General features: G+C 59.3%; 18 protein-coding genes and 1 tRNA gene. 13 read left to right on the top strand and 6 right to left on the bottom strand.

Annotated elements, in window-relative coordinates; all coding sequences use genetic code 11:
- Positions 1 to 13 precede the first annotated feature (13 nt).
- From R3C19_17530 to R3C19_17520, 3 genes are all read right to left on the bottom strand, one after another.
- Entirely contained in the window at positions 14 to 1,477 is a 1,464-nt protein-coding gene (locus tag R3C19_17530; protein ID MEZ6062143.1) for a hypothetical protein, read from the bottom strand.
- Between the two features lie 34 nt (positions 1,478 to 1,511).
- Entirely contained in the window at positions 1,512 to 2,285 is a 774-nt protein-coding gene (locus tag R3C19_17525) for a hypothetical protein (protein MEZ6062142.1), read from the bottom strand.
- A 98-nt stretch (positions 2,286 to 2,383) separates the two neighbouring features.
- Positions 2,384 to 3,559 (bottom strand): hypothetical protein, encoded by a 1,176-nt coding sequence (locus tag R3C19_17520; protein MEZ6062141.1) that lies wholly within the window; start codon positions 3,557 to 3,559, stop codon positions 2,384 to 2,386.
- 267 nt (positions 3,560 to 3,826) lie between these two features.
- Between R3C19_17520 and R3C19_17515 the strand changes: the two genes are divergently transcribed.
- The 3 genes from R3C19_17515 (at position 3,827) to R3C19_17505 (ending at position 6,393) form a co-directional block, all read left to right on the top strand.
- The gene (locus R3C19_17515) at positions 3,827 to 4,855 is read left to right on the top strand and encodes a hypothetical protein (GenBank protein MEZ6062140.1); all 1,029 of its coding nucleotides are present in this window, start codon (positions 3,827 to 3,829) and stop codon (positions 4,853 to 4,855) included.
- Positions 4,856 to 5,015: 160 nt separating this feature from the next.
- Positions 5,016 to 6,062, top strand: coding sequence for a VWA domain-containing protein (locus R3C19_17510; protein MEZ6062139.1), 1,047 nt, complete (start codon positions 5,016 to 5,018; stop codon positions 6,060 to 6,062).
- 247 nt (positions 6,063 to 6,309) lie between these two features.
- A tRNA-Leu gene (locus R3C19_17505) sits at positions 6,310 to 6,393 on the top strand.
- Positions 6,394 to 7,125: 732 nt separating this feature from the next.
- On the opposite strand, the gene R3C19_17500 is transcribed toward R3C19_17505, so the two are convergent.
- From R3C19_17500 to R3C19_17490, 3 genes are all read right to left on the bottom strand, one after another.
- Complete coding sequence (locus R3C19_17500) at positions 7,126 to 7,731, bottom strand: SMI1/KNR4 family protein (GenBank protein MEZ6062138.1); 606 nt, start codon at positions 7,729 to 7,731, stop codon at positions 7,126 to 7,128.
- 355 nt (positions 7,732 to 8,086) lie between these two features.
- Positions 8,087 to 9,448, bottom strand: a complete 1,362-nt coding sequence (locus tag R3C19_17495; GenBank protein ID MEZ6062137.1) for a sigma-54 dependent transcriptional regulator — start codon at positions 9,446 to 9,448, stop codon at positions 8,087 to 8,089.
- Positions 9,441 to 10,847 (bottom strand): HAMP domain-containing sensor histidine kinase, encoded by a 1,407-nt coding sequence (locus tag R3C19_17490; protein ID MEZ6062136.1) that lies wholly within the window; start codon positions 10,845 to 10,847, stop codon positions 9,441 to 9,443. Before R3C19_17490 ends, R3C19_17495 begins: the two co-directional genes overlap by 8 nt.
- Positions 10,848 to 11,539: 692 nt before the next feature.
- Here R3C19_17490 and R3C19_17485 point away from each other — a divergent pair.
- The 10 genes from R3C19_17485 to R3C19_17440 all read left to right on the top strand — a co-directional run bounded on the left by R3C19_17485 (position 11,540) and on the right by R3C19_17440 (position 22,770).
- Positions 11,540 to 12,256, top strand: a complete 717-nt coding sequence (locus R3C19_17485) for a hypothetical protein (protein MEZ6062135.1) — start codon at positions 11,540 to 11,542, stop codon at positions 12,254 to 12,256.
- A gap of 64 nt (positions 12,257 to 12,320) precedes the next feature.
- Positions 12,321 to 13,028, top strand: coding sequence for a hypothetical protein (locus R3C19_17480; protein ID MEZ6062134.1), 708 nt, complete (start codon positions 12,321 to 12,323; stop codon positions 13,026 to 13,028).
- A gap of 127 nt (positions 13,029 to 13,155) precedes the next feature.
- A complete protein-coding gene (locus R3C19_17475; GenBank protein MEZ6062133.1) occupies positions 13,156 to 13,686 on the top strand; it encodes a general stress protein in 531 nt (176 codons plus the stop codon).
- Positions 13,687 to 13,769: 83 nt separating this feature from the next.
- Positions 13,770 to 14,129: an STAS/SEC14 domain-containing protein gene (locus R3C19_17470; GenBank protein MEZ6062132.1), complete on the top strand. Its 360-nt coding sequence runs from the start codon at positions 13,770 to 13,772 to the stop codon at positions 14,127 to 14,129.
- Between the two features lie 140 nt (positions 14,130 to 14,269).
- A complete protein-coding gene (locus tag R3C19_17465) occupies positions 14,270 to 14,785 on the top strand; it encodes a HEAT repeat domain-containing protein (GenBank protein MEZ6062131.1) in 516 nt (171 codons plus the stop codon).
- Positions 14,786 to 14,840: 55 nt separating this feature from the next.
- Positions 14,841 to 16,385, top strand: a complete 1,545-nt coding sequence (gene pckA, locus R3C19_17460) for a phosphoenolpyruvate carboxykinase (ATP) (GenBank protein ID MEZ6062130.1) — start codon at positions 14,841 to 14,843, stop codon at positions 16,383 to 16,385.
- Between the two features lie 22 nt (positions 16,386 to 16,407).
- On the top strand, positions 16,408 to 17,133 hold the full coding sequence (gene gpmA / locus R3C19_17455) for a 2,3-diphosphoglycerate-dependent phosphoglycerate mutase (protein ID MEZ6062129.1): 726 nt from the start codon (positions 16,408 to 16,410) through the stop codon (positions 17,131 to 17,133).
- A 31-nt stretch (positions 17,134 to 17,164) separates the two neighbouring features.
- Positions 17,165 to 19,342 carry a catalase/peroxidase HPI gene (katG, locus tag R3C19_17450; GenBank protein ID MEZ6062128.1) on the top strand — a complete coding sequence of 726 codons (2,178 nt, stop codon included), beginning with the start codon at positions 17,165 to 17,167 and terminating at the stop codon, positions 19,340 to 19,342.
- A gap of 111 nt (positions 19,343 to 19,453) precedes the next feature.
- The gene (ppk2, locus tag R3C19_17445; GenBank protein MEZ6062127.1) at positions 19,454 to 20,245 is read left to right on the top strand and encodes a polyphosphate kinase 2; all 792 of its coding nucleotides are present in this window, start codon (positions 19,454 to 19,456) and stop codon (positions 20,243 to 20,245) included.
- Between the two features lie 83 nt (positions 20,246 to 20,328).
- Complete coding sequence (locus R3C19_17440) at positions 20,329 to 22,770, top strand: plasma-membrane proton-efflux P-type ATPase (protein MEZ6062126.1); 2,442 nt, start codon at positions 20,329 to 20,331, stop codon at positions 22,768 to 22,770.
- Positions 22,771 to 22,778 lie beyond the last annotated feature (8 nt).

The following is a 22,778-nucleotide window of genomic DNA, read 5'->3' as shown; positions in this document are numbered from 1 at the left end:
CGACCTGTCTCGTCTACCGCACGCGTGCTGAAAAGATAATCGTGCCGTAAGCACGTCCCGGCAGCGGTTCGTCGAATTCGAAGATCAGACGGTGACTGCCCTCGCCGTTGGGTTCGACAATTGTTTCGCCGGGCAGATCCGCCTGAGCACTGTCGTCGACGTATGCCAGCCGAGGAGTCAGGTTGTCGATGATGCGCACGTCGGTGACTTCGAAATCACTCAGGTTCTGATAATGAATCGTGAACGTGATGATTTCGCCGGCCTGAGCGGTTTCCTTGTCGGCCAGCTTGATAATTCGCAGCGGACCTTCCTTGCGCTGGTCTTCAAGTCCGATGGTTTCCTGAGCCTTAAACGTTGCCCGGATCTGAGTTGACTGTGACGTGGCTGCCGAAACCTGCGGGAACGTTTCGCGCGTCCACACGATGGCGTTCTGCAGTTGCTGGCGTTGTTTTGCCGTGAATCTTGCCTGAAGCGAGTTCGCGGCGCTGTAATGGCGACTCTCGTGCCGTGCGTCGAACTTGGCGTTCTGATGAGCGGAATCCGCCTGCTCGCTGGAATGCGGAATGATGTCCGTTTCGACTCCGTCGGCGCGATGGCGAGCCTGGACGCCTTCGACCAGCGTGTGTTCAATGCTTTCCGCATGGCCGTTGCTGGCGAGCAGGTTGCCGACGCCTGACACCTCGACGGCTCCCACAACCTTGTCGACCTTGATGTCGTTATGCGGACCGGAAACAGCGCGCACCGAACCGAACCGCGGAGCATAAACTGCAACTCGATTGGACGGGCGCACCTGATTCCGGCCGTCGTGATTCCTGTATTCCACGACCGTGTCTTCGGTCTCCAGACCTTTCATCGAACCGCCGTAATAGTGAACCGGTTCGCCTCGGTCGCCGCCGTCAAAGATGTATTCTTCCGGATACGTGTCGACCAGCGCGGCTCCCACGGTTTCCGCGGGGATGCCGTACTCGGACTGAGCGGGATCGCAGACTCGCGGTTCCGCCTCGGCAAATGTGGCCAGCGGATGCGTCGTCGCGACACGACCGTTCAACGCGGCACCGGTTTCATAGGACACGCGCATGACTTTGGGATCGACAATGCTGTTGATGTCAGCAGGTTCGGGCTCGGTTTCACGACCGACAACCTGTTGAACACCAGCTTCTGACGCGTCACGGTGCTGAGTAATGCCATCACCATAGTCCGCGCGGCTGACCGGTACTGAGGCGGCCGCCGGTGACGCGGAGAATTCTTCATCCGGCCAGGCAACAGCGCCGACGTGTTCGTTCATCCCGCCGGGAGACTGTGCTGAATAGACGTGGTCACTCGAAGCCTGCATTGATCCCGGCATCGCGCATCCGGTCAGCAGCATGCCCTGAAGACACGCCAGCCCCGCGAACCAGGCCGAAACCGTCGTCCAGGAGCTTCGCGACGCAGGAGCGAATCGTGCGGCGTCTGATTGAGAACTGAGCATGGCGTTCATGTTGGCTGCAGGGAGGGATGTTTGGCGAGCGAAACTAACGCTGAACCAGCGACCGGATCGCTGCTGTCGACGGGGTCGCCGGGCGAGCGTCGACGAATTCCGGCGGAAGAACCGTGGCTCGCGGCTCGACCGCTCCACCTGTTCCAAAGAAGGATGCAGGAGTCGACCCGTCGATTGGTCGGCGGCTGCCGATGCGAACAATCATCATCGGACGGCCAAGCCGGTCCGCTTCTTCAAGAGCATTGTCCGTCGGGCCGACCGACTGCGGAAACTCCCGACGCAGCGGGTCCAGTGCCTGTGCCGTCTGCGGCTGTTCCAGATAGATGACTCGCGTCACCATCTGACCGCTGAGAGCGATGCGGATATCGTCGGCCGCCAGCGGGACGGGAATGGGAAATTCATCTTCACGACCAACCGGCGGATGCAGGTGATCCAGCAATTCAATGGTCGGGAAAAGTTCGACACCGGGAAATTCCGGCATGTTGCTGACCTGCAGCCGATAGACGTGACCGGCGTTGACCGCGAACGTCGCCGGAGCCGCCGCCATCGCAGACGGCTGAGACGACGCGGAAAACACGGCGACGTCTCCTGTGCTGGGAAGTTCGACACGCACGGGCTGCAGCCAGCTCGGGTCGTATCGCCGAATCAGATTCATCCACCCGGCCGCTTTGCCAGGCGGAACATGCTGGTTCAGCGGCTGGTGGTATCCCGGCTGAGCAAAGGCCGTCGATGTGGCCAGCGCGGCAAACGCCAGCATCCACGCGACGGCGGTCATCCCTGCTCTCGGAATTCCTCGCTCAAAAGCCATCTCGGCGATTCCTTCGCTGACGTTCAAACGGGAAAAGAGGGCGACTCGGAGAAGTTCCCCAAATCGCCCCCCGGTAACCTTTTCCCTCGTACTTCCAACTAGAAGCCGTAGATCTCAGCAGCCCTGGACTGCGGATGACTGACTTCTCCCGGAGCATGGACCGGATGATCTTCGCTGTACTGAATGTGCTTCACAGGAGCCGGCATGTTGAATCCGGGGTTGTGCTTCACATCAATCAGCATGTGGTCGGTCGGCTGTGGAACGTTGTTCTGCGACAGATTGCGAATCGTGTGTGACTGCAGTCCCGCTGGTCCGCCAAGCGGCAGATGAGGCGGTCCGGGCAGACCAATCGGAGTTCCCGTGATCGGCATACCCCACGGAGGAGTCGGTCCCATTCCGGCAATCGGCATCGGAGCCTGACCGGGAACGCCATAACCAGCCGCGATCATGGCCGAAGGAACTCCCTGAACATCCTGAGGAATCCACGCGATCGGAGTTGGCGGAGCAAACTGTCCGTCGGCACCTTCCATCACCGTGTGAGACACCTGCTGCAGAGTCCCGTCCGCCGCCATGGTGGTCATCGGATTCATTTCCAGATCTTTGTTGCCGAACCGCAGGACCAGCATGATGGTTCCCATCTTTTCCGCCTGCTGCACGGGATCGACACCCGGATCAAGCTTTGTGGAAACCAGCGTTTCGACACCCGCGATGGCTCGTGCCTGGAACTCCGGATTCGGCAGATAGATGACCTTGGTCACCATGTTGTTGCTCTGCACGTGATCCAGGTCTTCGTTGGTGATTTCCACCGGCACGCTGTTGTGTTCCAGATAGGCCAGCGTCGTCGGGTGAGCACCGCGAACTTCCAGCGTCGGGTACAGCTGCAGCGACGGGTATTCCGGAATGTTGGAGAACTTCAGTTGGTAAACCGCGTTCTGTGCGAAGTCATAGCGGCCGGGAACCACCAGTTGACTTTCAGCAAAACCGTCGCCGACTTTCCAGCCGACGATCATGCCAGCCTGGTCACCGGTGAATTTCACCTGCGTGTTCTGGGATCCCATTGCGGGCATTCCCATACCTCCGGCGGCTCCCTGAGAAGCCAGAATTCCAAGGACTCCCGGACCAGGTCCGTCAACCATCGGTCCGGGGTGCTGCAGCATCGCGGCCGGCGGAGCAATATGCTCGTTCGTTTTCAGCACGCTGCTTCCGCCACCGATTCCGGCGCAGCCCATGCAGACGACCATCAGGGCGCCCAGAGCCAGAAAGTAGTACCTCATTGCAACCCCTTCCGTATCGTGATGACAGTTCGAACCAACGGCCACCGGTCAAATCAGCGTATGTTTTGTGAAGTTCGTCAGTGATCGGGCTGCCGGAATGCAGTGCCTGACCTTTTCCAGTCGACCCAACGATGCCCAACGGCATAGAATCCGATCGCCGCCGCGGCCCGCTGCAGCGTGCCCGAGCGACAACCGAAATCGGTCTTTCACTCTCAAATGTCGGGATATGACAACTCCATTCTTTGGCAAATCCGCTACTTTCCGAACATGAAGCACAAACCGCAAAGTCTGACATTCCGGATGCTGGGGCTCCTGGCGGCAGTTTTTGCCGTCACCGGGGCGCAGAAGGCCGCTCCGCTGATTTTCGCCGCACAGCCGACGCAGGAACCGGCGGGATCGGCCGCTCCCGGCGCCGCCTCCGAACCGACTCAGACGGCCGCTGAAGTCCTGGATACCGTCCGCGAAAAACTCGACTCGCTGGATTCCCTGTCGGCCGATCTGAACGAAACTGTCGTGATGTCCGGCTCCCGGTTTCTGGCGACCGGACACTACACGCAGGCATCCGGCAATCGCATCCGGCTCGAATTCCAGATGTTTCCCGTTCGATCCGTCAAAGCTTCCGACACTCAGACAGACGGAATCAACGAAGACCCCGAAGACACCACCGAACTGAAACCAACCGCTTCGCTGATTCAGGTCAGCGACGGCGGGACTCTGTGGACTCTGTGGAACAACGGAGGTCTGCAGCAGTTGAATCGCCAGGACATCCGGGAAATCCTCGAAGCCGTTCCGCAGGCCGGGTCTGAAGACGCAACTCGCATGCTGCAGGATCTTGGCGTCGGCGGACTTCACGCGCTGCTGGCGAAACTACAGGCAGTCATGGAATTCGGCCCCGTTCGCGAACAAACGATCGGTCAGACACGGTTCCTGGTGCTCACGGGCCGCTGGTCCGACACCAGTCTGCGGACCTTCTTTAATGCCACCGATTCAACCTCGCAGTTGCCGGACACCGTGCCCGAATTCGTCCGCGTTTACGTCGACGCCGATGCACTTCTGCCGCGACGAATCCAATACCTCAAGAAACACCCCGATCCCGCGCAAACGCTCGTCCGCCCGCTGGTGACACTCGATTTTCGCAAGCTGACGCTGAATGAAGCCATTCCCGAAGACACGTTCGTTTTCCACGCTCCTGAAGGCGTCGTCGAAGAAAACCTGACTCCGCAGGTGATCGAGCGAATCAAAGCGCTGGCAAATCCCGAGCCGACAGAACAGGAACCAGCGGACACCGGACAGTAAGGCGAAAGTAGAGCGAACCGCGGGCCGACACCTGCCATGAACTGCCTGCCCGTTCGCCATGTGGAAATGGTGTGCCGGCGGTGCTCTTTCAGATGTGTGCATTCGGCGTTTCCGGGAATTCGGTTCGCCGCCAGTTTTCCGAAGCCGGGGAACAGACATCGTGAACGTCAAGCCAACAGCACTGCAGGCTGACACAACCGCATGGAAGTCGCTGCTTCCCAGCAGCCTGGGATCGCTGGTTCTGCATGTGCTGGTGCTGTTACTCGCTGGCTGGTCGCTGCGAGGCTGTCAGCAGGGACAACCCGCCGATGCCGGTGGCGAGCAGTTCCGAGATATCGGATTGACCGCCATCAACGACTCATCAGACGCCGTGTCTGACCGGCCGGCCGACCAGCCCCAGGACGCCGACGTCATTCAACCCGCTTCGCAGCGCCCGCCGCAGGATGTCGTGCCGCAGGAAGCACCAACCGTCGCCGAACTACTGGGGAAAACAGATCTGCAGTCGACGAATTCGTCCACGGCAGCAATGCTCAACGAAGTACCCGCCGTCATTGGTCCCGGAGCACCACTGGCTGGACTCAGCGGCACCCAGGGCGGCGTTCCGGAGTTGATTCAGCCGTCGGGAACATCCGGGCGCGGAGCATCCGGGTCACCGACTCCCGGCCCCGGCGAAACATCCTTCATGGAGATCGCTGACTCCGGGCAGAGATTTGTGTATGTCATCGATATCTCGGGCAGTATGAGTCAGGAGCAACGCCTCCGGCTGGCGAAGGCTCAGTTGCAGGCAAGCCTGCGTCAGCTTCAGCCCCATCAGCGGTTCCAGGTCATCTTCTACGACGACGGGCCTCCGCAGCTCATCAATCTTCGCAACCGCCCTCAGAAAGACTGGTACCCGGCTGACACGATCCACGTGGATCTGGCCTGCGCGGCAATCAGCAGCCAGGAAGCGACAGCCGGCACGGAACACAAGCCGGCCATCCTTGCCGCACTGCGTCTGGATCCGGAAGTGGTCTATTTCCTCACCGACGGCACAGAACCCCGCCTGGCTCCCGCCGATCTTCGCGATATCCGAAACGCGAACCGCAGCGGCGCGAGGATTCATGTCGTCGAATTCGGCATCGGTTCGCCGGAAACGCGCGACCTGACATGGCTGCAGCAACTGGCAATGCAATCCGGGGGAAAATACCGGCACTGGTCTGGCCGATAACGCAGGCAGACCGTCACCGACACTCGCCGCTCCGGATCGGCACAGCGGCCATCCGTCATCACAGTCGCACAACCATCCACAACGAGGTTGGAATCGCCTGCACGCTCGCATCGCGTTACTTGAAGCCGCAACGCGTTCCCTGTTATCTTTCCGCCGAGTCGGAACGCGAAGACACCGAACCCACCCGGCGTCGTTGTGTCATCCACAGATTCTTCCATTCTGCTTCCGACATCAGCCGGACGATCACGCTCTCGTGGTGGAATTGGTAGACACGCATGCTTGAGGGGCATGTGGGAGCAATCCCGTGCAGGTTCGACTCCTGTCGAGAGCATTTGCCGCTGTAGAAGCAGGCCCGTACTAACGAGCGATGGCCGCGAAAAACCAAGCGTTTTTCCCGGCCATTCGCATGAGTTACCGTCGACGGGCGACCGCAGGATGGTCCCTACAGGAGTCGAACAATCAGCGAATTCGCTTGTTGAAACGGCTATTCAGAGCGTCGGTGGTGCGCAGGGTGGTGCACTTGAACTCGATTCGCGTCTGTTCGCCTTGGTTCGCGTTTGGCCGCAACTGACGGAGAGTACGCGTCGGCAAATCTTGAGTGAAGCCGGGATTGACGCAAGTGTGACGGCACCTGGTTATGCTCGCAGTCCGTGAGCAAAAGACCGAATACACACGGCACTTTGTCCCATGTTCACTCCGAGTACCGGAGGCCGTTGGTGAGAGTGCGTGGATCAGCGAAAACACTGGCTTTCAGTACGGCCACCGCTAACAGAATTTCCTGCACTTTGTCGCGAGTCTCCCGCAGCGATTCCTCTGCCGATGTCTCGGCGATGGAGAATAACTGCGCAGATTCCTATAGCATCGGCCGATTTACGGGGCGGGGTGGCTCACCGCCACGGGAGTATTGATCTTTGTGGTGCTCATGCCGGTTTTCGACAGGGGCCGCCGGCCATAATCGGCCTGAAAAATGATTGAACACGGCTTCAGATGCCTGCGGGTGGAATCGCGCAGGCTCGCGAAGAACGCCGCCTGCACTTCGATGCATCCGTGTGATTGTCCAGCATCAATCTTCGGTTTCGATCCGCTGCATACCGTAGTCCGTGTACTCGAACTGCCCCGCCTCCAGGCCATCCGCCAATTCGCCGAGATAGGCAGAAAGTGACGGCGCAAGTACTTTGTGCTCGCCGGATTCATGTGAGTGCGTGATGACCTGGCCTTTCGTTCCGTCGGCGGTCGGAGCCATGTCGATGCAGTAGTAGTCGCCGCCACCATTCGAAGCGAATGGGATCCAGCCAACATTCCACCATTCGTTTGCGATGCCGGAATCGCATGATTCCGGTTCACGATCAGCGAAGTCTCCGCATTCGACCAGCTCTTTCTGCAATTGCCAGTCGTAAACGATCTGGTCCAGAGCCAATGGTCCAAATGCCATGTCATCCCATTCGTCGACAGACGGAAAAAGCCCAGCCGATTCGCCATTGGGATCTGTACCATTCATGAGTTCATACAGTTGCCTGAAATCGTCAGGAATCTCAATTCCGAATTGCGCGGCCACTGCGTCAATCTCTTCCGGAGATGCCGGTCCCTGAAGGAACGCAAAGTCATCGGGAGCGTTTGCCCGCAACCACGCTGCGATGCGAGTCCATGAGTCACTGATCGTTGCGGCCATCGCGTGTTCGTGTCCCTTTTCTGAATCGTCGAATTGCGGTCTGTCCGGCGGCAGACGCGCTGGCGGATAGATCGTGCGTTGAACGTTGCCGCCTCTTGAGCTGCCAGTGAACGGCAGTCGGTGTCCTGCCGAATCAATTCATCGGCCAAAGCGGCGATGAATGCAGCTTAGACCCCGGGGACGGCGTTGTCACCAGCGGCTGGGCGAGCGAAAGTGTTGATAGACTTGCCTGCCGTGCGTGCGTAGTTGACGCTTCCGGACAGGGAGGTGTCCGGAATCGCTGCATTGCGGATTCCGTCATCCGCGGGCAGATCAGCGGCGCGGCCGGGCGAATGGTACACTGGCGAGTGGAGGGTCAATCTTTCACTTTGCGGTAGATGGTCTTGCGGTTGAGACCGAGGATGCGGGCGGCCTGAGTCTGGTTGCCGCAGCAGGCTTCCAGAACGTGGTTGATGTAGCGCCGTTCGATTTCTTCGAGAGACACGAGTTCACTCGGATCAAGCCCACCAATGAAGAACGTGGCGCCCGTGAAGTTGCGGACCTTTTCCGGCAAGTCCTCAGCCGTGATCCTGTCATAGCGAGTCAGCGCGACGGCTCGTTCCATAACGTTACGCAGTTCGCGGACGTTGCCGGGCCAGGAATAGCTCAGCAGCTTTTCTGCGACGCCCTCAGCCAGCCCGGCGATCGGTTTGTTTTCGCCGGCGGCAAACCGCCTCACAAAGTCTTCGGCCAGCCTCAGGATGTCCGTGCCGCGACTGCGCAGCGGCGGCAGTTCGACGCCGATGACATGCAGCCGGTAGTAAAGGTCTTCGCGAAAACAACCATCGGCAACCGCCGCCTCAAGATCTCGATTCGTCGCGCACAGGACTCGAACGTCGAATGGTGATTCCCTGTCGCTGCCGACGGGGCGGACTTTGCGTTCTTCGAGAGTTCGCAGCAGCTTGACCTGCATGGAAACCGGCATTTCTCCCATTTCATCCAGCAGCAGCACGCCGCCATCGGCTTCCAGAAACAGGCCGCGACGCTCCCCGCGCGCATCGGTGAACGCTCCCTTGACATGTCCGAACAGTTCGCTTTCCAGCAGCGCTTCCGACAGGGCGGCACAATTGACGGCTACAAAGGGCCGTTTTGCACGGCGGCTGTTGGCGTGAATCGACCTGGCGACAAGTTCTTTTCCCGTGCCGCTTTCGCCCGTGATCAGAACCGAAGCGTCTGACGCGGCGACCTGCTGCAACTGGTCGTATAATTCAAGCATCGCCGGACTCTGACCAAGCACTTCACCGAACGCCGTTCGCGACCCATTCGACGATTCCAGCATGCGGATTTGTTCGGTCAGCCGGCGTTTTTCGATGGCTCGGCGCAGCGTGATCGAAAGCAGGTCCATCTCAATCGGCTTGGTGATGAAATCGTAGGCGCCGTTGCGCATGGCGGAGACCGCTGTTTCCAGCGTGCCGAATCCGGTCATCACAATCACGGGGATGTCCGGCCGTGTTTCCGAAAGCTGCCGACAAAGCTGCAGTCCACTGGTGCCCGGCATCCGCACGTCGGTCAGCACGACGTCGAATTCCGACTGCCGGATGGCCTCCATCGCTTCGGCCGCTGACAGACAGATCTGGCTTTGAGTCCCGCGCAATCGCAGGTCCGTCGCGATCAGTTTGCACATCTTCTGTTCATCGTCGACGATCAGAACCCGCGCTTCGGCATTCTCGTCATTCATGAGTTGTATCCCCGGACGCGTCGGTTAATGGAAGCGTGATGCGGAAGCTCGTGCCCTGTCCCTGGGTGCTTCGAACAGAAATCTCGCCACCGTGTTCGCGAATGATTCCGTACGCGATGGACAATCCCAGTCCTGTGCCCAGGCCAACATCCTTCGTGGTGAAAAACGGTTCGAAGACTCGCGGAAGATCCTCGGCGCTGATGCCGGTCCCCGTGTCGCTGACTTCGACGCACACCTGTTTTCCATCGTCCGTTGCAGAAACGGAGACACGAACGTCGCCACCGTCGGGAAGTGCCGCGACGGCGTTGCTGATCAGGTTTGTGAAGACCTGCTGCAGCTGAGACGGTTCGCCGGTTACACACGGCAAACTGTCGATGTCTTCGACGCGAACGCGGACGCCGGCCTTGTGGGCCAGAGGTTCCATCAGGCCGCACGTCCGGCGTACCAATTCGGGCAGGTCGAAGACCCGCCGTTCCGCCGGCTTCCGGCGGGCGAAGTCCAGCAACTGCCGAATGATCGCCGTCATGCGGTCAGCCTCTTCTTTGATGTCGCGGGCGCTTCCCTGAACTTCTTCGGCAGTCAGCCGGCCGCCGGCGATCAGTGCCGCCTGTCCGGAAACGACGTTCAACGGGGTTCCGAGTTCGTGAGCAATGCCGGCGGCCAGCGTTCCGACGGTACCAAGCCGATCCGTATGGCGAATCGTGTCCCGCTGTTCCCGCAGCCGGCGGCTCATGTTGCTGATGGCGAGTGCCAGCCGGCCGAATTCGTCGTTGCCGGATAACGCAGGCGGCTGGTCAAGCTGTCCCCGGCCAATGGCATCGATCTGTGCAAACAGCTTCTTCAGCGGCCTGGCAACCAGCCTGATTCCGCCGACGTAAATCACCAGTCCGGACAGCAATGCAACACCCGCCAGCGAAGCGGCGACGCTTAGAATCTGACGGCGAATAAACGCGTCGTGCGGCTCCAGCGACTGAGAGATCTGCACTGTTCCCGAATCGATGCCGTCAATGACCAGCGGTACGAACGTGTGCGCCGTTCGCGTACCGTTCCCGTTTGTCACGGAGATGCTGGAAATTTCCCGGGCAGTGATGGTTCTCTCCGGAACCATCACTTCTTTGTCGTTGGTGACGCGGAACTCCTTGCCCTTGACGCCGCGTGATGAAATCTGAACGGCCTGGGCAAGCGTCACCGTAGCGTCATCCTTCAAAGCCATCATGATGGCCGGCGTCATCGCGTCAACCAGTTGCGCGTCATGCGACTCGCGTTGATATTCTTCCCAGGCATGGTGCTGCTCGATCGACAGCCATGCCGAAATGCCGACGATGCACAGCACGCCGGCGAGAAAGATCAGAATGAGCCTGGCCGCGAGTTTCATGGGAGGAACTGCGATTCGTTTCATGCTTCCACCGGCCTCCGACGCTGCAAAAACAGGACCAGCGGTCATTGTAAGTCGACCGTGCGGCCTCGTCAGTCAGGTCGGCTCATTCGGCGTTTCACGGCGCTCAGTGGCGGTTGCCGGAGCTGCTGCCGGCGTCGCGGGACGCAATGCCGCGATGGGACAATTTGTCCCAGGCCATCGTGGAACGGGCTGCTGCTCTGAGCGGTGCGGACTTCGGGCCGGACTTAGCTGAATTCAGTGTGCCGAGACTCGCTGATTCAGGCTCTTTCGCCAGCAGGCGACGTTCCGGGCATTCGCCGAAACGCACCTCAGCACGTGACAAGTGCGATGTGTTTTTCCTGTCGCTTCAGTTGTGGCACAACGATTGCGTGATGGCTCGGTCGGACGCCGGAACCCCGGTTGTTGGTGTTCGACAAATGAGGTGCCACGTGTTGGTGCTGAGCGGGTGAATGTCCGAGCAACTGCCCGAGGCACTCGCAGTGTCATGACCGTCACAGCAATTCACCACCTCTATGTTCGGCGTGTCTTCGGCGCGCCGATACACGTGCGGATGCTCCACAGCGAGCAGCAACTCAGCGACCGTCGCGTGGATTCCAGTCAACAGACGGGTAACTCGCGGAGACTCCGGTGATATTCGTCTCAGATTCCGCTGTGAATGACTCACCTATGTTCTTTCAAAAAGGAGAAGCACGATGAGAAAGACCAATTTTGCAATAGGGAGCCTGCTGCTCGCATCAATGGCCTCGTTGGGAATGGCGGACAACGTGTTTGCAAAGGCGGCGGATGACAAGCAACCATCGGTCGCGCCGACGTTTGTGATCGAGGAAGACGTCTGGGTGCGTTTCGTCGAAGAACCATCGGATCACATGAAGCGGGCTCATGAGAACTTCTTGAAGAAGGACTTCAAGGCGGCTGCCCACGACCTGTGGCTGGCAGGCGGATTCCTGCACGCCGCGGCCAGCAACGCCGTCGGCGACGCCAGAACCGCACTCACTGCCTCGGCTCGCGAAATTGACCAACTGGCGAAGGATGTTGAAGCGGGTGGAGTGAAGTCCGTCACGACTCTCGAAAACGCATTCGCACGGGCCGAACACGCCCTGGCACATCATCACCACACAATGGCAAAGACAGCGATCAGAAATCAGCGCGGTCGTACCGGCGGGCACTATCTGCGATCCGCCACTAACCATGTTGAAAACGCCGCCAGGTGGACCGGACACAAACTGGAAGCCGGCGCCGAGGCCACGGCAAATGGCGTGCGCATGGTGGCAGGGCGGCTGGTCGAAGGGACAGGCTTTGTACCGGATGAAGTCGGAAAGGGTGTCACCTGGGTCGGCACAGAGATCGAGAAGCTCGGAAAAGTGATCGAGCCGCATCAGAGGCCGGGTGCGGTTTCCGCAATCCGGTGACATTTCCCCGTGAAGTAAGTGTTTCGTTTGGTCAGCACATGCTCTTTCAGAAAGGAGAAGCACGATGAGAAAGACCAGTTTTGCAGTAGCGAGCCTGTTGCTCGCATCAATGGCGTCGATGGCGATGGCGGACAAGGACAGCACGAAGGCGAAAACCGCAGGCGAAAAGCCGGCCGATTCCCCGGGCTGGGTGGTGATTGAGGAGGACTGGTGGTATCCGCTGCGGTTCGATTCGGTCTACGCGCTTGACAGCGCGCGATATCACTTTCGGCGCAATGAAGAGACAGCCGCGGCCAACGAGATCGACAGGGCAGTGACCTGGCTGAAGTACGCGGCCGGACATGCGATGCCGATTACCCGGGAGAAACTGGAGTCTGCTGCCGCGGACCTGAAGTCGCTCGCCAGGAATCTGCGATCCGGAGATCTCACAGACGGGGCGCGTCTGGATGGTGCGTTGGCTCGTGCCTCCCACGCCCTGGCCGAATGGCACTTCTTCAACGCGAAGGAAAACTTCGGCAAGAGTGAGGAAGGCTATGCGGCTCAGAATCTGGAAGCCGCTGTGGCCCATTTGCAACATGCCGCAAACTCAGCGCACTACCAATTTGGTGCCGACACCATCACTCTGTTCGAGACTATTCGCCGGGACGGCAGGACGATTTCGGAAACGAAGACCGTCGACAATAACGTGCTCGGAAAGAATATCGATGAAATCGAAAAGGCCGTTAAGGAAATGGATGAGACGCTGAAGAAGGCGTCAAAGACAACGTTCTGACACGACACTCGGCATTCCAATTCCGGTACAGGACCGGCTTCCGTTCGTTTGACAGAATTGCTGAACGACTGGAAGCCATTCTGACAACACCGGTTCCTGATCTTCCGTTTTCAGAAAGGATTGAATCATGACCATGGCAACCCTGCAAAACGATGCGGTCGTCGCCACGTACGATAACCACACTCTGGCCGAAGCGGCCGTCAAGGAACTGCAACAGTCCGGCTTCAATATGAAGCAGCTTTCGATTGTGGGGCGCGACTACCACACCGAAGAGCATGTCGTCGGGTACTACAATGCCGGTGACCGCATGAAGTATTGGGGCAAACTTGGCGCATTTTGGGGCGGGATCTGGGGCGTGCTGTTCGGTGCCGCGTTCTTCTGGGTTCCCGGCGTAGGTCCGCTGGTTGTTGCCGGGCCACTCGCGGCGGCCATCGTCGCCGGCCTGGAGAACGCGGTCGTGCTCGGCGGCGTGAGCGCGCTGGGTGCGGGCCTGTTCAGTCTGGGAATTCCCCGGGACAGCGTCGTCCGCTACGAAACCGCACTCCGTGCCGGCAAGTACGTGCTGATCGCCCACGGTGATCCCGATGACGTTACCAAAGCCAGGTCGATCATCGATCAGACCCAATCGGTCAGCGTCGACCACCATCAGTCAGCGTAACGGACGAGCCGGGATTCGAGCCGGATGCGTCCGGCTCGGCCCCCGGCATCTTCCCATCGGGTCATCCTCAGGACGGAATTGTCATGTCATTTGAGATCATCGAGACCGCAGTCGGCAATGTCATTGAGGTCCATGCCACCGGCAAACTGACCAAAGAGGCTTACCAAGCGTTTGTTCCCATGACCGAAGAGAAGATCCGCGAACACGGCAAAATCCGGATTCTCTTCATCATGCATGACTTTCACGGCTGGACAGTCGGAGCTGCATGGGAAGACATCAAGTTCGACCTCCGGCACTTCAACCATATTGAACGTCTGGCCATCGTCGGCGAAACAAAATGGGAAAAAGGCATGTCCGCTTTCTGCCGTCCCTTTACCACCGCAACGATCAAGTACTTCGACCACACCGATGTCGAAAAGGCGCGGCAATGGATTCAGGAGTAACCCGGTGACGGATTTGCGCGTGTTCTGCGGACGACAAAGCCGTCTGTGACAGGCACACGATTCGTGATCCACTGGATCTCTTCCGTTCGAGTTGAGAATCGGTGTTATTGACACATCGCGTTCAATCTCTGGAGAAAGTCATGGGATCAAAAGTTGAAGACACTGATTCTGTCGCTCGTTTGATCGAGCAGTTGGCAGGCGACGATGCGGCCAGGCGCGAGAAATCGCGGCAGGCACTGGTGCAACTGGGCGGCGCTGATGTCACTCGGGCGTTAGTTGCGTCGCTGCTGGATCCTCATCCTCATGTTCGCTGGGAGGCGGCCAAAGCGCTGCAGTCGATCGCGGATTCCGTGGCTGCTCCAGCTCTGATGCATGCACTGGACGACGAAGACGAAGATGTTCGCTGGGTCGCCGCGGAAGCCCTGATTGCATTGGAAAAGGCCGGATTGGTCACCGTTCTGAGTGGTCTCATCTCGCGAGCGGGGTCGGTGGCGTTCTGCACTTCGGCACATCATGTGCTGCACGAGATGAAGAAATTCGCCGCAGTGGTGGCTCCGGTGATCCGGGCGCTTGAACAATCCGAACCTGCGGTAGCGGCGCCTCCCGCCGCTTACAAGGTATTGGTTGCGCTGAACGGAGAACCGGCCGCAGACTGATCGCTGGTGCCGTCGGTTCTGTTTCGAATCAACGATTCGCAGGGGGTACAACAAGATGGAGACGGAGATCTTCGGCCTCAGGAATGTCGGGCAGGTCTATCGAAATCTCCCGACACCGGGTTTGTACGAACAAATTGTGCAGCGGCGTGAGGGCGTAATCGCACACCTGGGCTCCGTAGTCGTCCGCACCGGTCAACACACCGGGCGCGCACCAAACGATAAATTCATCGTCGACGAAGGGACAAGCCAGCACGAGATCTGGTGGGGCAATGTCAACAAGCCGTTTGGTCAACAGCAGTTTGATCGGCTCTATGCCCGCCAGTTGGCCTATTTGCAGGACAAGGACCTGTTCGTCGAGGACTGCTACGCCGGGGCCGATCCCCGATACCGCGTGCCGATCCGCGTGGTCACAGAAACGGCCTGGCACAACCTCTTCGCCCGCAACATGTTGATCCGTGAACTGGACGGGGCGAAGCTGGCTGACTTTCAGCCGCAATTCACCGTGATCAACACACCTCGCTTCCTGGCCTCGCCGGAACTGGACGGTACGAACTCCGAGGCATTTATCATCCTGCATCTCGCCCGAAAGCTCGTGCTGATCGGCGGGACGGCGTACGCGGGAGAAATCAAGAAGTCGGTCTTTACGATCATGAACTACCTGCTGCCGCACGATCGTGTCCTGCCGATGCACTCGTCGGTGAACTACGGTCGGGACAGGGACGACGTGGCGATTTTTTTCGGGCTGTCAGGCACCGGCAAGACCACTCTGTCTACAGCCGCCGACCGCACGCTGATCGGCGACGACGAACATGGCTGGAGCAGCGACGGCGTGTTCAATTTCGAAGGCGGCTGCTATGCCAAAGTGATCGGGCTGAATGAGGACACCGAACCGGAAATCTACGAGACGACGCGTCGCTTCGGCACGATCCTGGAAAACGTGGCCATCGACCCGCACTCACGGCGGCTGAACCTGGACGACGCGACGCTCACCGAAAATACTCGCGCTGCCTACCCGATTTCGCACATCCCCCGCGCCGATCGGACGGGCATGGCCGGGCATCCCCGGAATATCGTGTTTCTCACGTACGACGCCTTTGGCGTTTTGCCGCCGATATCGCGATTGACGGCCGACCAGGCACGTTTTCACTTCCTCTGCGGTTACACGTCCAAGGTGGCCGGGACGGAAGCAGGTGTGAAAGAACCACAGGCGACGTTCAGCCCCTGCTTCGGAGCTCCGTTCATGCCGCTGCCGCCGCGCGTTTACGCCGACTTGCTGGCCGACAAGATCCAGCAGCACAGCGTTCACTGCTGGCTGGTGAATACCGGCCTGACCGGTGGCCGCTACGGAGTTGGCCATCGCATGCCGCTGCCGCAGACGCGGGCCATGGTGGCCGCAGCGCTTGGCGGGCAACTGGTCGATCAGCCAACGCGGCCGAACTCCCGGTTGCGGCTCAGCGCACTTAAGCAATGCCCCGGCGTCTCGCCCGAAGTCCTTGATCCACGCGCCACGTGGTCGGATGTGAGTGGCTACGACCGTCAGGCCGAAGAGCTGGCGTCGCGGTTTGACAAGACATTCGAGCAATATGCCGAGTCTTCGTAAGGCATGAAAGGAATGCGTTTGGATGGCTGAGAGAACGCTGGTGCTACTGCGCCATGGTGAAAGCGTGTGGAACCGCGAGAACCGCTTCACGGGCTGGACGGACGTGGACCTGTCCGAAAAGGGGCAGCAAGAGGCCGTGGAGTCTGGGCGAGACTTGCTGCGCGAAGGCTTCGCGTTCGAAGTTGCCTACACATCGGTCCTGAAACGGGCCATCAAGACATTGTGGCTGGTTCTTGAAGAGATGGATCAGATGTGGATTCCCGTCCATCGAAGCTGGCGCCTCAACGAACGGCATTACGGCGCCTTGCAGGGCGAATACAAGGCGGAAACCACGAAACGAATAGGCGCCCGGCAAGTGCATCAATGGCGTCGCGGTTTTGATGTGCGCCCACCGGAGTTGACTCGCGACGATTCCCGTTATCCCCGCCGCGACAGACGCTACGCAGAAGTGGCGGACGATCAGCTTCCCCTGACTGAAAGCCTGAAAGACACAATTGAGCGTGCCTTGCCTTACTGGGAAGACGAAATCGCGCCGGCGTTGCGTGCGCGCAAGACGGTCTTGATCGTGGCCCACGGCAACACCCTGCGAGCACTGATTAAATATCTCGATGAAATCTCCGATGAGCAAATCCCTGCAGTCAACATCCCCACGGGCGTGCCCATCGTCTACACGCTCAGCGACGCACTGGCAGTCGTCGATCGCTCGCATTGGTTTGATCTGCCGCTGGACGATGGACGGACGAAGTAACTCGCCGCTGAATCTCTAAGGGAGAATCCACATGTCAGGCAACTCGAACAAGTTCCCGTCTTGCCACGCCGATGGCGGCGGCACTTCCAATCGCGACTGGTGGCCGAACCAATTGAAGCTTGAACTTCTGAGCCAACACTCCTCGAGATCCAATCCAATGGGTGAGGACTTTAACTACGCGGAAGAGTTCAAGAGCCTGGATTTTGCGGCGGTGAAGGAAGACCTCGCGGCGCTGATGACCGACTCGCAGGACTGGTGGCCGGCGGATTTTGGACACTACGGACCGTTGTTCATTCGTATGGCGTGGCACGGTGCGGGAACCTATCGCATCGGGGACGGCCGGGGAGGCGGGGGACGCGGCCAGCAGCGCTTTGCGCCACTCAACAGTTGGCCGGACAACGTCAGCCTGGACAAGGCACGCCGGCTCCTGTGGCCGATCAAGCAGAAGTATGGCCGCCGGATCTCATGGGCTGACCTGATGATCCTGGCTGGCAACGTCGCGCTGGAATCGATGGGCTTCAAGACGTTCGGAATCGGCGGCGGACGCGAGGATACCTGGGAGCCGGATCACGATGTCTACTGGGGCGTCGAGACGACCTGGCTGGACGACAAACGCTACTCCGGCGACCGCGATCTCGAAAACCCGCTCGCTGCTGTGCAGATGGGGCTGATTTACGTCAACCCGGAAGGGCCCAATGGCAACCCGGATCCAGTCACCGCTGCGCGGGATATTCGCGAGACGTTCGGTCGCATGGCGATGAACGACGAAGAAACCGTGGCACTGATCGTGGGCGGCCATACCTTCGGCAAGACTCACGGCGCTGCCCCAGCATCCAACGTCGGACCTGAACCGGAAGCGGCGGGTCTTGAGGAACAAGGGCTGGGCTGGAAGAACAGCTTTGGCACCGGCAAAGGTGGAGACACGATTACCAGCGGCCTGGAAGTCACCTGGACGCAGACCCCGACCAAATGGAGCAACTACTTCCTTGAGAACCTGTTCAACTACGAGTGGGAACTGAGCAAGAGCCCGGCCGGTGCCAATCAATGGGTCGCCAAGGAGGCCGAGGCGGTGATCCCGGATGCACACGATCCGTCAAAGAAACGCCTGCCGACTATGCTGACCACCGATTTGTCGCTGCGCTTTGATCCTGCTTACGAGAAGATCTCACGCCGCTTTTTGGAACATCCGGATCAACTCGCCGATGCGTTCGCTCGGGCGTGGTTCAAGCTGACGCACCGCGACATGGGCCCGCGCGCGCGTTACCTCGGCCCGGAGGTTCCGACGGAACAGCTCATCTGGCAGGACCCCATTCCCGAGGTCGATCACCCCTTGGTCGATACGCAGGACATTGCGTCGCTCAAGAGCAAGGTCCTGGCTTCGGGTCTTTCTGTGTCAGAGTTGGTCTACACCGCCTGGTCGTCGGCGTCCACGTTTCGCGGTTCCGACAAACGCGGCGGTGCAAACGGCGCCCGCATTCGCCTGGCGCCGCAAAAGGACTGGGAAGTCAATCAGCCTGCTCATCTGGCGAGTGTGCTCAAGACCTTAGAGGGCATTCGGAGTGAGTTCAACAGCGACCAGTCCGATGGCAAGAAGGTTTCGCTAGCCGATCTGATCGTTCTGGCCGGATGCGCGGGCGTCGAGCAGGCGGCAACAAATGCAGGTCACGAGGTGACGGTGCCGTTTGTGCCGGGACGCATGGATGCCTCCCTTGAGCACACTGATGTGGACTCCTTCGCCGTGCTCGAACCCATCGCAGACGGCTTCCGCAATTACCTCAAGGCCGAATACAGCATCCCGTCCGAAGCGCTGCTGATTGATAAGGCGCAATTGCTGACACTGTCCGCGCCGGAAATGACGGTGCTCGTGGGCGGTATGCGAGTGCTGAATGCCAACTTTGGAGGGACACAGCATGGCGTTTTCACCAACCGGCCGGAGGCGCTGACAAACGACTTCTTCGTGAACCTGCTGGATATGGGCCATGAGTGGCAGCCTGTCCCGCAAGACGCCGACGTGTTTGAAGGCCGCAACCGCAACACGGGCGAACTCAAGTGGACCGGCACGCGCGTCGACCTCGTCTTCGGTTCAAATTCGCAACTCCGTGCCCTGGCGGAAGTCTATGGAAGTTCCGATGCAGAGAAGAAGTTCGTCCACGATTTCGTCGCGGCCTGGGACAAAGTGATGAACCTTGATCGCTTCGACCTTGCCTGATTGGAGCGCTCACGTGTTCGGTCGTCGCCGATCGGGAGGCGAACAGTATTTTGACCACACAGATCCCGAAATAATCGTGAATGTCGCCTCAGTATTTCAGAAAGTCTCAGCATGCCGAAGAAACAACATGACAAACGAAGCGGCGCATCCCACGACGATTACAAGAAGACGTTGCGCTCTCTGCAGATCGAACTGGTCAAGCTGCAGAACGAAATCATTCGCTCGGATGCCAGGATCCTGATTCTTTTCGAAGGACGTGACACGGCCGGGAAAGACGGCCTGATCAAACGCATCGTCCAGCATCTGAGTCCTCGGGAAACGCGCGTCGTAGCGCTGGGAAAGCCGTCGGATCGCGACCGGACGGAATGGTACTTTCAGCGTTATACGTCGCATCTGCCGGCCGCGCAGGAAATGGTGTTGTTCAACCGCAGCTGGTACAACCGAGCAGGTGTCGAACGAGTGATGGGGTTCTGCACCGACGATGAATACCACGAATTTCTGGAAACGGTGGGCAGCTATGAGCAACTGCTGGTGCGTTCCGGCATCAAACTGATGAAGTATTATCTGGATATCGATCGGAAAGAACAGAAGCGGCGGCTGAATGACCGAAAACAGGATCCGCTTAAGCAATGGAAGATCAGCCCGATCGATCAGAGTGCACAGAAGCACTGGGATGAATACAGTGAGGCTCGCAACATCATGCTGTCACGAACACATCATGCCGTGGCACCATGGACAATCGTCCGAGCAGGAGACAAAAAAGCAGCGCGGCTGAATGTCATCAAAAACATGCTGTCGCGTCTGGACTACAATGGGAAAGACGAAGCTCTCGTCTGCGCTGATCCGGACGTTGTGTTTCCGTTCGAGCAAGTCTGCCTGGATAACGGCATGATCGCGCCATGACCATCGGTGACAGATGTGAGTCTGCGAACTGATCGTTCGCTCCGTTCGCCCTGCTGCTTGCCATAGAAAAAAGACTCCCCAACATGACGACAGCAGTACTCACGACGCCCGAGCACAGCGATGACAGCCAACTCGGCGACCTGCCTCTGGATGAGTTGCAGCACGAGCTGAAGTTCCGTCCGGACGGACTTGACCCACAGGACGTTCAGCAGCGACTGGCAAAGTTCGGTCCCAACGAACTGGCCGAAGAAAAAGTCAATCCGTTGCTGAAGCTTCTTTCGTCCTTCTGGGGACCGATTCCGTGGATGATCGAAGTCGCCGCGGTGCTCTCGGCGCTCGTCCGGCACTGGGCCGATTTTGCCATTATCCTGACGCTGCTGGTGGTGAACGCGGTGGTCGGGTTCTGGGAAGAGTTTCAGGCCGGCAATGCGATTGCGGCTCTCAAAGCGAAGCTGGCGTTGGGAGCACGCGTCAAACGGGGCGGCCAGTGGCTGTCAGTCCCGGCCCGCGAACTGGTGCCGGGTGATTTGATTCGAGTTCGACTGGGCGACATCGTGCCGGCCGACGCCAGGCTGCTGGAAGGCGATTCGGTCGAAGTCGATCAGTCGGCGCTCACGGGCGAATCGCTGCCGGTGACGCGGAACGCGGGCGAGTCGGTCTACAGCGGTTCGATCATCAGGCAGGGCGAAGTCGACGCACTGGTTTACGGCACCGGAACGAACACGTACTTCGGACGCACGGCGCATCTGGTCGAATCGGCGCACACGACAAGTCACTTTCAAAAAGCCGTGCTGAAGATTGGTGACTTCCTGATTATCGTCGCCGTGGTGTTGGTGGTGCTGATCCTGCTGGTCGCGCTGTTTCGAGGAGACCCGATGACCGAGACGCTGCAGTTTGCTCTGGTGTTGACCGTGGCCGCCATTCCGGTCGCCATGCCCACCGTGCTGTCCGTGACGATGGCCGTAGGTGCGCGAGTGCTGGCTCGCGGTCAGGCGATTGTCAGCCGCCTGGCTGCGATCGAAGAACTGGCCGGCATGGACGTCCTGTGCAGCGACAAAACCGGTACGCTCACTCAGAACAAACTGACACTTGGTGATCCATTTCTGATGGACGGCGTCACGTCCGGGCAGATTCTGCAGGCCGCCAGACTGGCTTCGCGGGCCGAAGATCAGGATGCCATCGATCAGGCTGTGCTGGCCGATCGAAAGGAGACATCTGGCGAAGGTTTTCATCTCGTTCACTTTCAACCGTTCGATCCGGTTCACAAACGAACCGAAGCGACCGTGCGCGACTCCGGCGGCGCGGAATTCAAAACGAGCAAAGGTGCGCCGCAGGTGATACTCGATCTGGTTCCCGACGCCGATACGATTCGTTCGCACGTGGAAGAGGCGATCGGACGTTTTGCGGCTCGCGGGTTTCGCTCGCTGGGCGTAGCCCAAACTGACGAACAAGGTCAATGGAAATTCCTCGGCGTGCTGCCGTTGTACGATCCGCCCCGCGAAGATTCGAAGGCGACGATTGCTACCGCTCGGAAAATGGGATGCGCTGTCAAGATGGTCACCGGCGACCAACTGGCAATCGGCCGCGAGATCGCCACGCAACTGGACATGGGCCGTAACCTGGTCGACGCCAAGGTCTTTCAGGAGACCAGCTACCACAAGGCGTCACAGGTCGACGAACTGATCGAGCAGGCCGACGGGTTCGCTCAGGTTTATCCAGAACACAAGTTCCACATCGTCGACGTGCTGCAGAAGCACGGGCACATCGTCGGCATGACGGGTGACGGAGTCAACGACGCCCCGGCGCTGAAGAAGGCCGACTGCGGCATCGCCGTCTCCGGCGCGACCGATGCCGCCCGCGCCGCCGCCGACATCGTGCTGCTTTCGCCCGGCTTGTCGGTCGTGATCGACGCGATCAAAGAGGCCCGCAAGATCTTCCAGCGGATGAACAGCTACGCCATCTACCGCATCGCGGAAACCATTCGCGTGCTGCTGTTCATGACTCTGTCAATTCTGGTGTTCAACTTCTATCCGGTGACCGCCGTGATGATTGTGCTGCTGGCTCTGTTGAACGACGGCGCGATCCTGTCGATCGCTTACGACCGAGTGAGATACGCCAACGTTCCGGAACGCTGGAACATGCGACTGGTGCTGGGCATCGCCAGCGTTTTGGGTCTGGCGGGAGTGGCGGCATCGTTCGGTCTGTTTTACCTGGCCGAACGCGTTTACCAACTGGATCGAGACACGATCCAGTCGCTTATCTACCTGAAACTCTCCGTCGCCGGCCACCTGACCGTTTTCGTCACGCGCACACGCGGCCCGTTCTGGTCCATCCGTCCTGCAAAAATCCTGTTGGCCGCCGTGATTGGTACGCAGATCATTGCTACGCTGATTGCTGTGTACGGCGTTTTCATGGCGCCGATCGGCTGGGAACTCGCCGCCATGGTGTGGGTTTATGCCTTTGCCTGGTTCCTGGTGAACGACCGCCTGAAACTTGCCGCCTATCGGATGTTCGATCACTCGTAAAGCAGAGT

This window comes from Planctomycetaceae bacterium (genome assembly GCA_041398785.1).
Classification (GTDB): Bacteria; Planctomycetota; Planctomycetia; order Planctomycetales; family Planctomycetaceae; genus JAWKUA01.
The sequence above is the reverse complement of the archived record's forward strand: the minus strand, read 5'-3'. Positions and strand labels throughout refer to the sequence as shown.

What these genes read in the sequence shown, in the direction of transcription:
- R3C19_17530 (MEZ6062143.1), bottom strand. Translation starts at nt 1,477, where the DNA reads ATGAACGCCATGCTCAGTTCTCAATCAGACGCCGCACGATTCGCTCCT.
- R3C19_17525 (MEZ6062142.1), bottom strand. Translation starts at nt 2,285, where the DNA reads ATGGCTTTTGAGCGAGGAATTCCGAGAGCAGGGATGACCGCCGTCGCG.
- R3C19_17520 (MEZ6062141.1), bottom strand. Translation starts at nt 3,559, where the DNA reads ATGAGGTACTACTTTCTGGCTCTGGGCGCCCTGATGGTCGTCTGCATG.
- R3C19_17515 (MEZ6062140.1), top strand. Translation starts at nt 3,827, where the DNA reads ATGAAGCACAAACCGCAAAGTCTGACATTCCGGATGCTGGGGCTCCTG.
- R3C19_17500 (MEZ6062138.1), bottom strand. Translation starts at nt 7,731, where the DNA reads ATGGCCGCAACGATCAGTGACTCATGGACTCGCATCGCAGCGTGGTTG.
- R3C19_17495 (MEZ6062137.1), bottom strand. Translation starts at nt 9,448, where the DNA reads ATGAATGACGAGAATGCCGAAGCGCGGGTTCTGATCGTCGACGATGAA.
- R3C19_17490 (MEZ6062136.1), bottom strand. Translation starts at nt 10,847, where the DNA reads ATGAAACGAATCGCAGTTCCTCCCATGAAACTCGCGGCCAGGCTCATT.
- R3C19_17485 (MEZ6062135.1), top strand. Translation starts at nt 11,540, where the DNA reads ATGAGAAAGACCAATTTTGCAATAGGGAGCCTGCTGCTCGCATCAATG.
- R3C19_17480 (MEZ6062134.1), top strand. Translation starts at nt 12,321, where the DNA reads ATGAGAAAGACCAGTTTTGCAGTAGCGAGCCTGTTGCTCGCATCAATG.
- R3C19_17475 (MEZ6062133.1), top strand. Translation starts at nt 13,156, where the DNA reads ATGACCATGGCAACCCTGCAAAACGATGCGGTCGTCGCCACGTACGAT.
- R3C19_17470 (MEZ6062132.1), top strand. Translation starts at nt 13,770, where the DNA reads ATGTCATTTGAGATCATCGAGACCGCAGTCGGCAATGTCATTGAGGTC.
- R3C19_17465 (MEZ6062131.1), top strand. Translation starts at nt 14,270, where the DNA reads ATGGGATCAAAAGTTGAAGACACTGATTCTGTCGCTCGTTTGATCGAG.
- pckA (MEZ6062130.1), top strand. Translation starts at nt 14,841, where the DNA reads ATGGAGACGGAGATCTTCGGCCTCAGGAATGTCGGGCAGGTCTATCGA.
- gpmA (MEZ6062129.1), top strand. Translation starts at nt 16,408, where the DNA reads ATGGCTGAGAGAACGCTGGTGCTACTGCGCCATGGTGAAAGCGTGTGG.
- katG (MEZ6062128.1), top strand. Translation starts at nt 17,165, where the DNA reads ATGTCAGGCAACTCGAACAAGTTCCCGTCTTGCCACGCCGATGGCGGC.
- ppk2 (MEZ6062127.1), top strand. Translation starts at nt 19,454, where the DNA reads ATGCCGAAGAAACAACATGACAAACGAAGCGGCGCATCCCACGACGAT.
- R3C19_17440 (MEZ6062126.1), top strand. Translation starts at nt 20,329, where the DNA reads ATGACGACAGCAGTACTCACGACGCCCGAGCACAGCGATGACAGCCAA.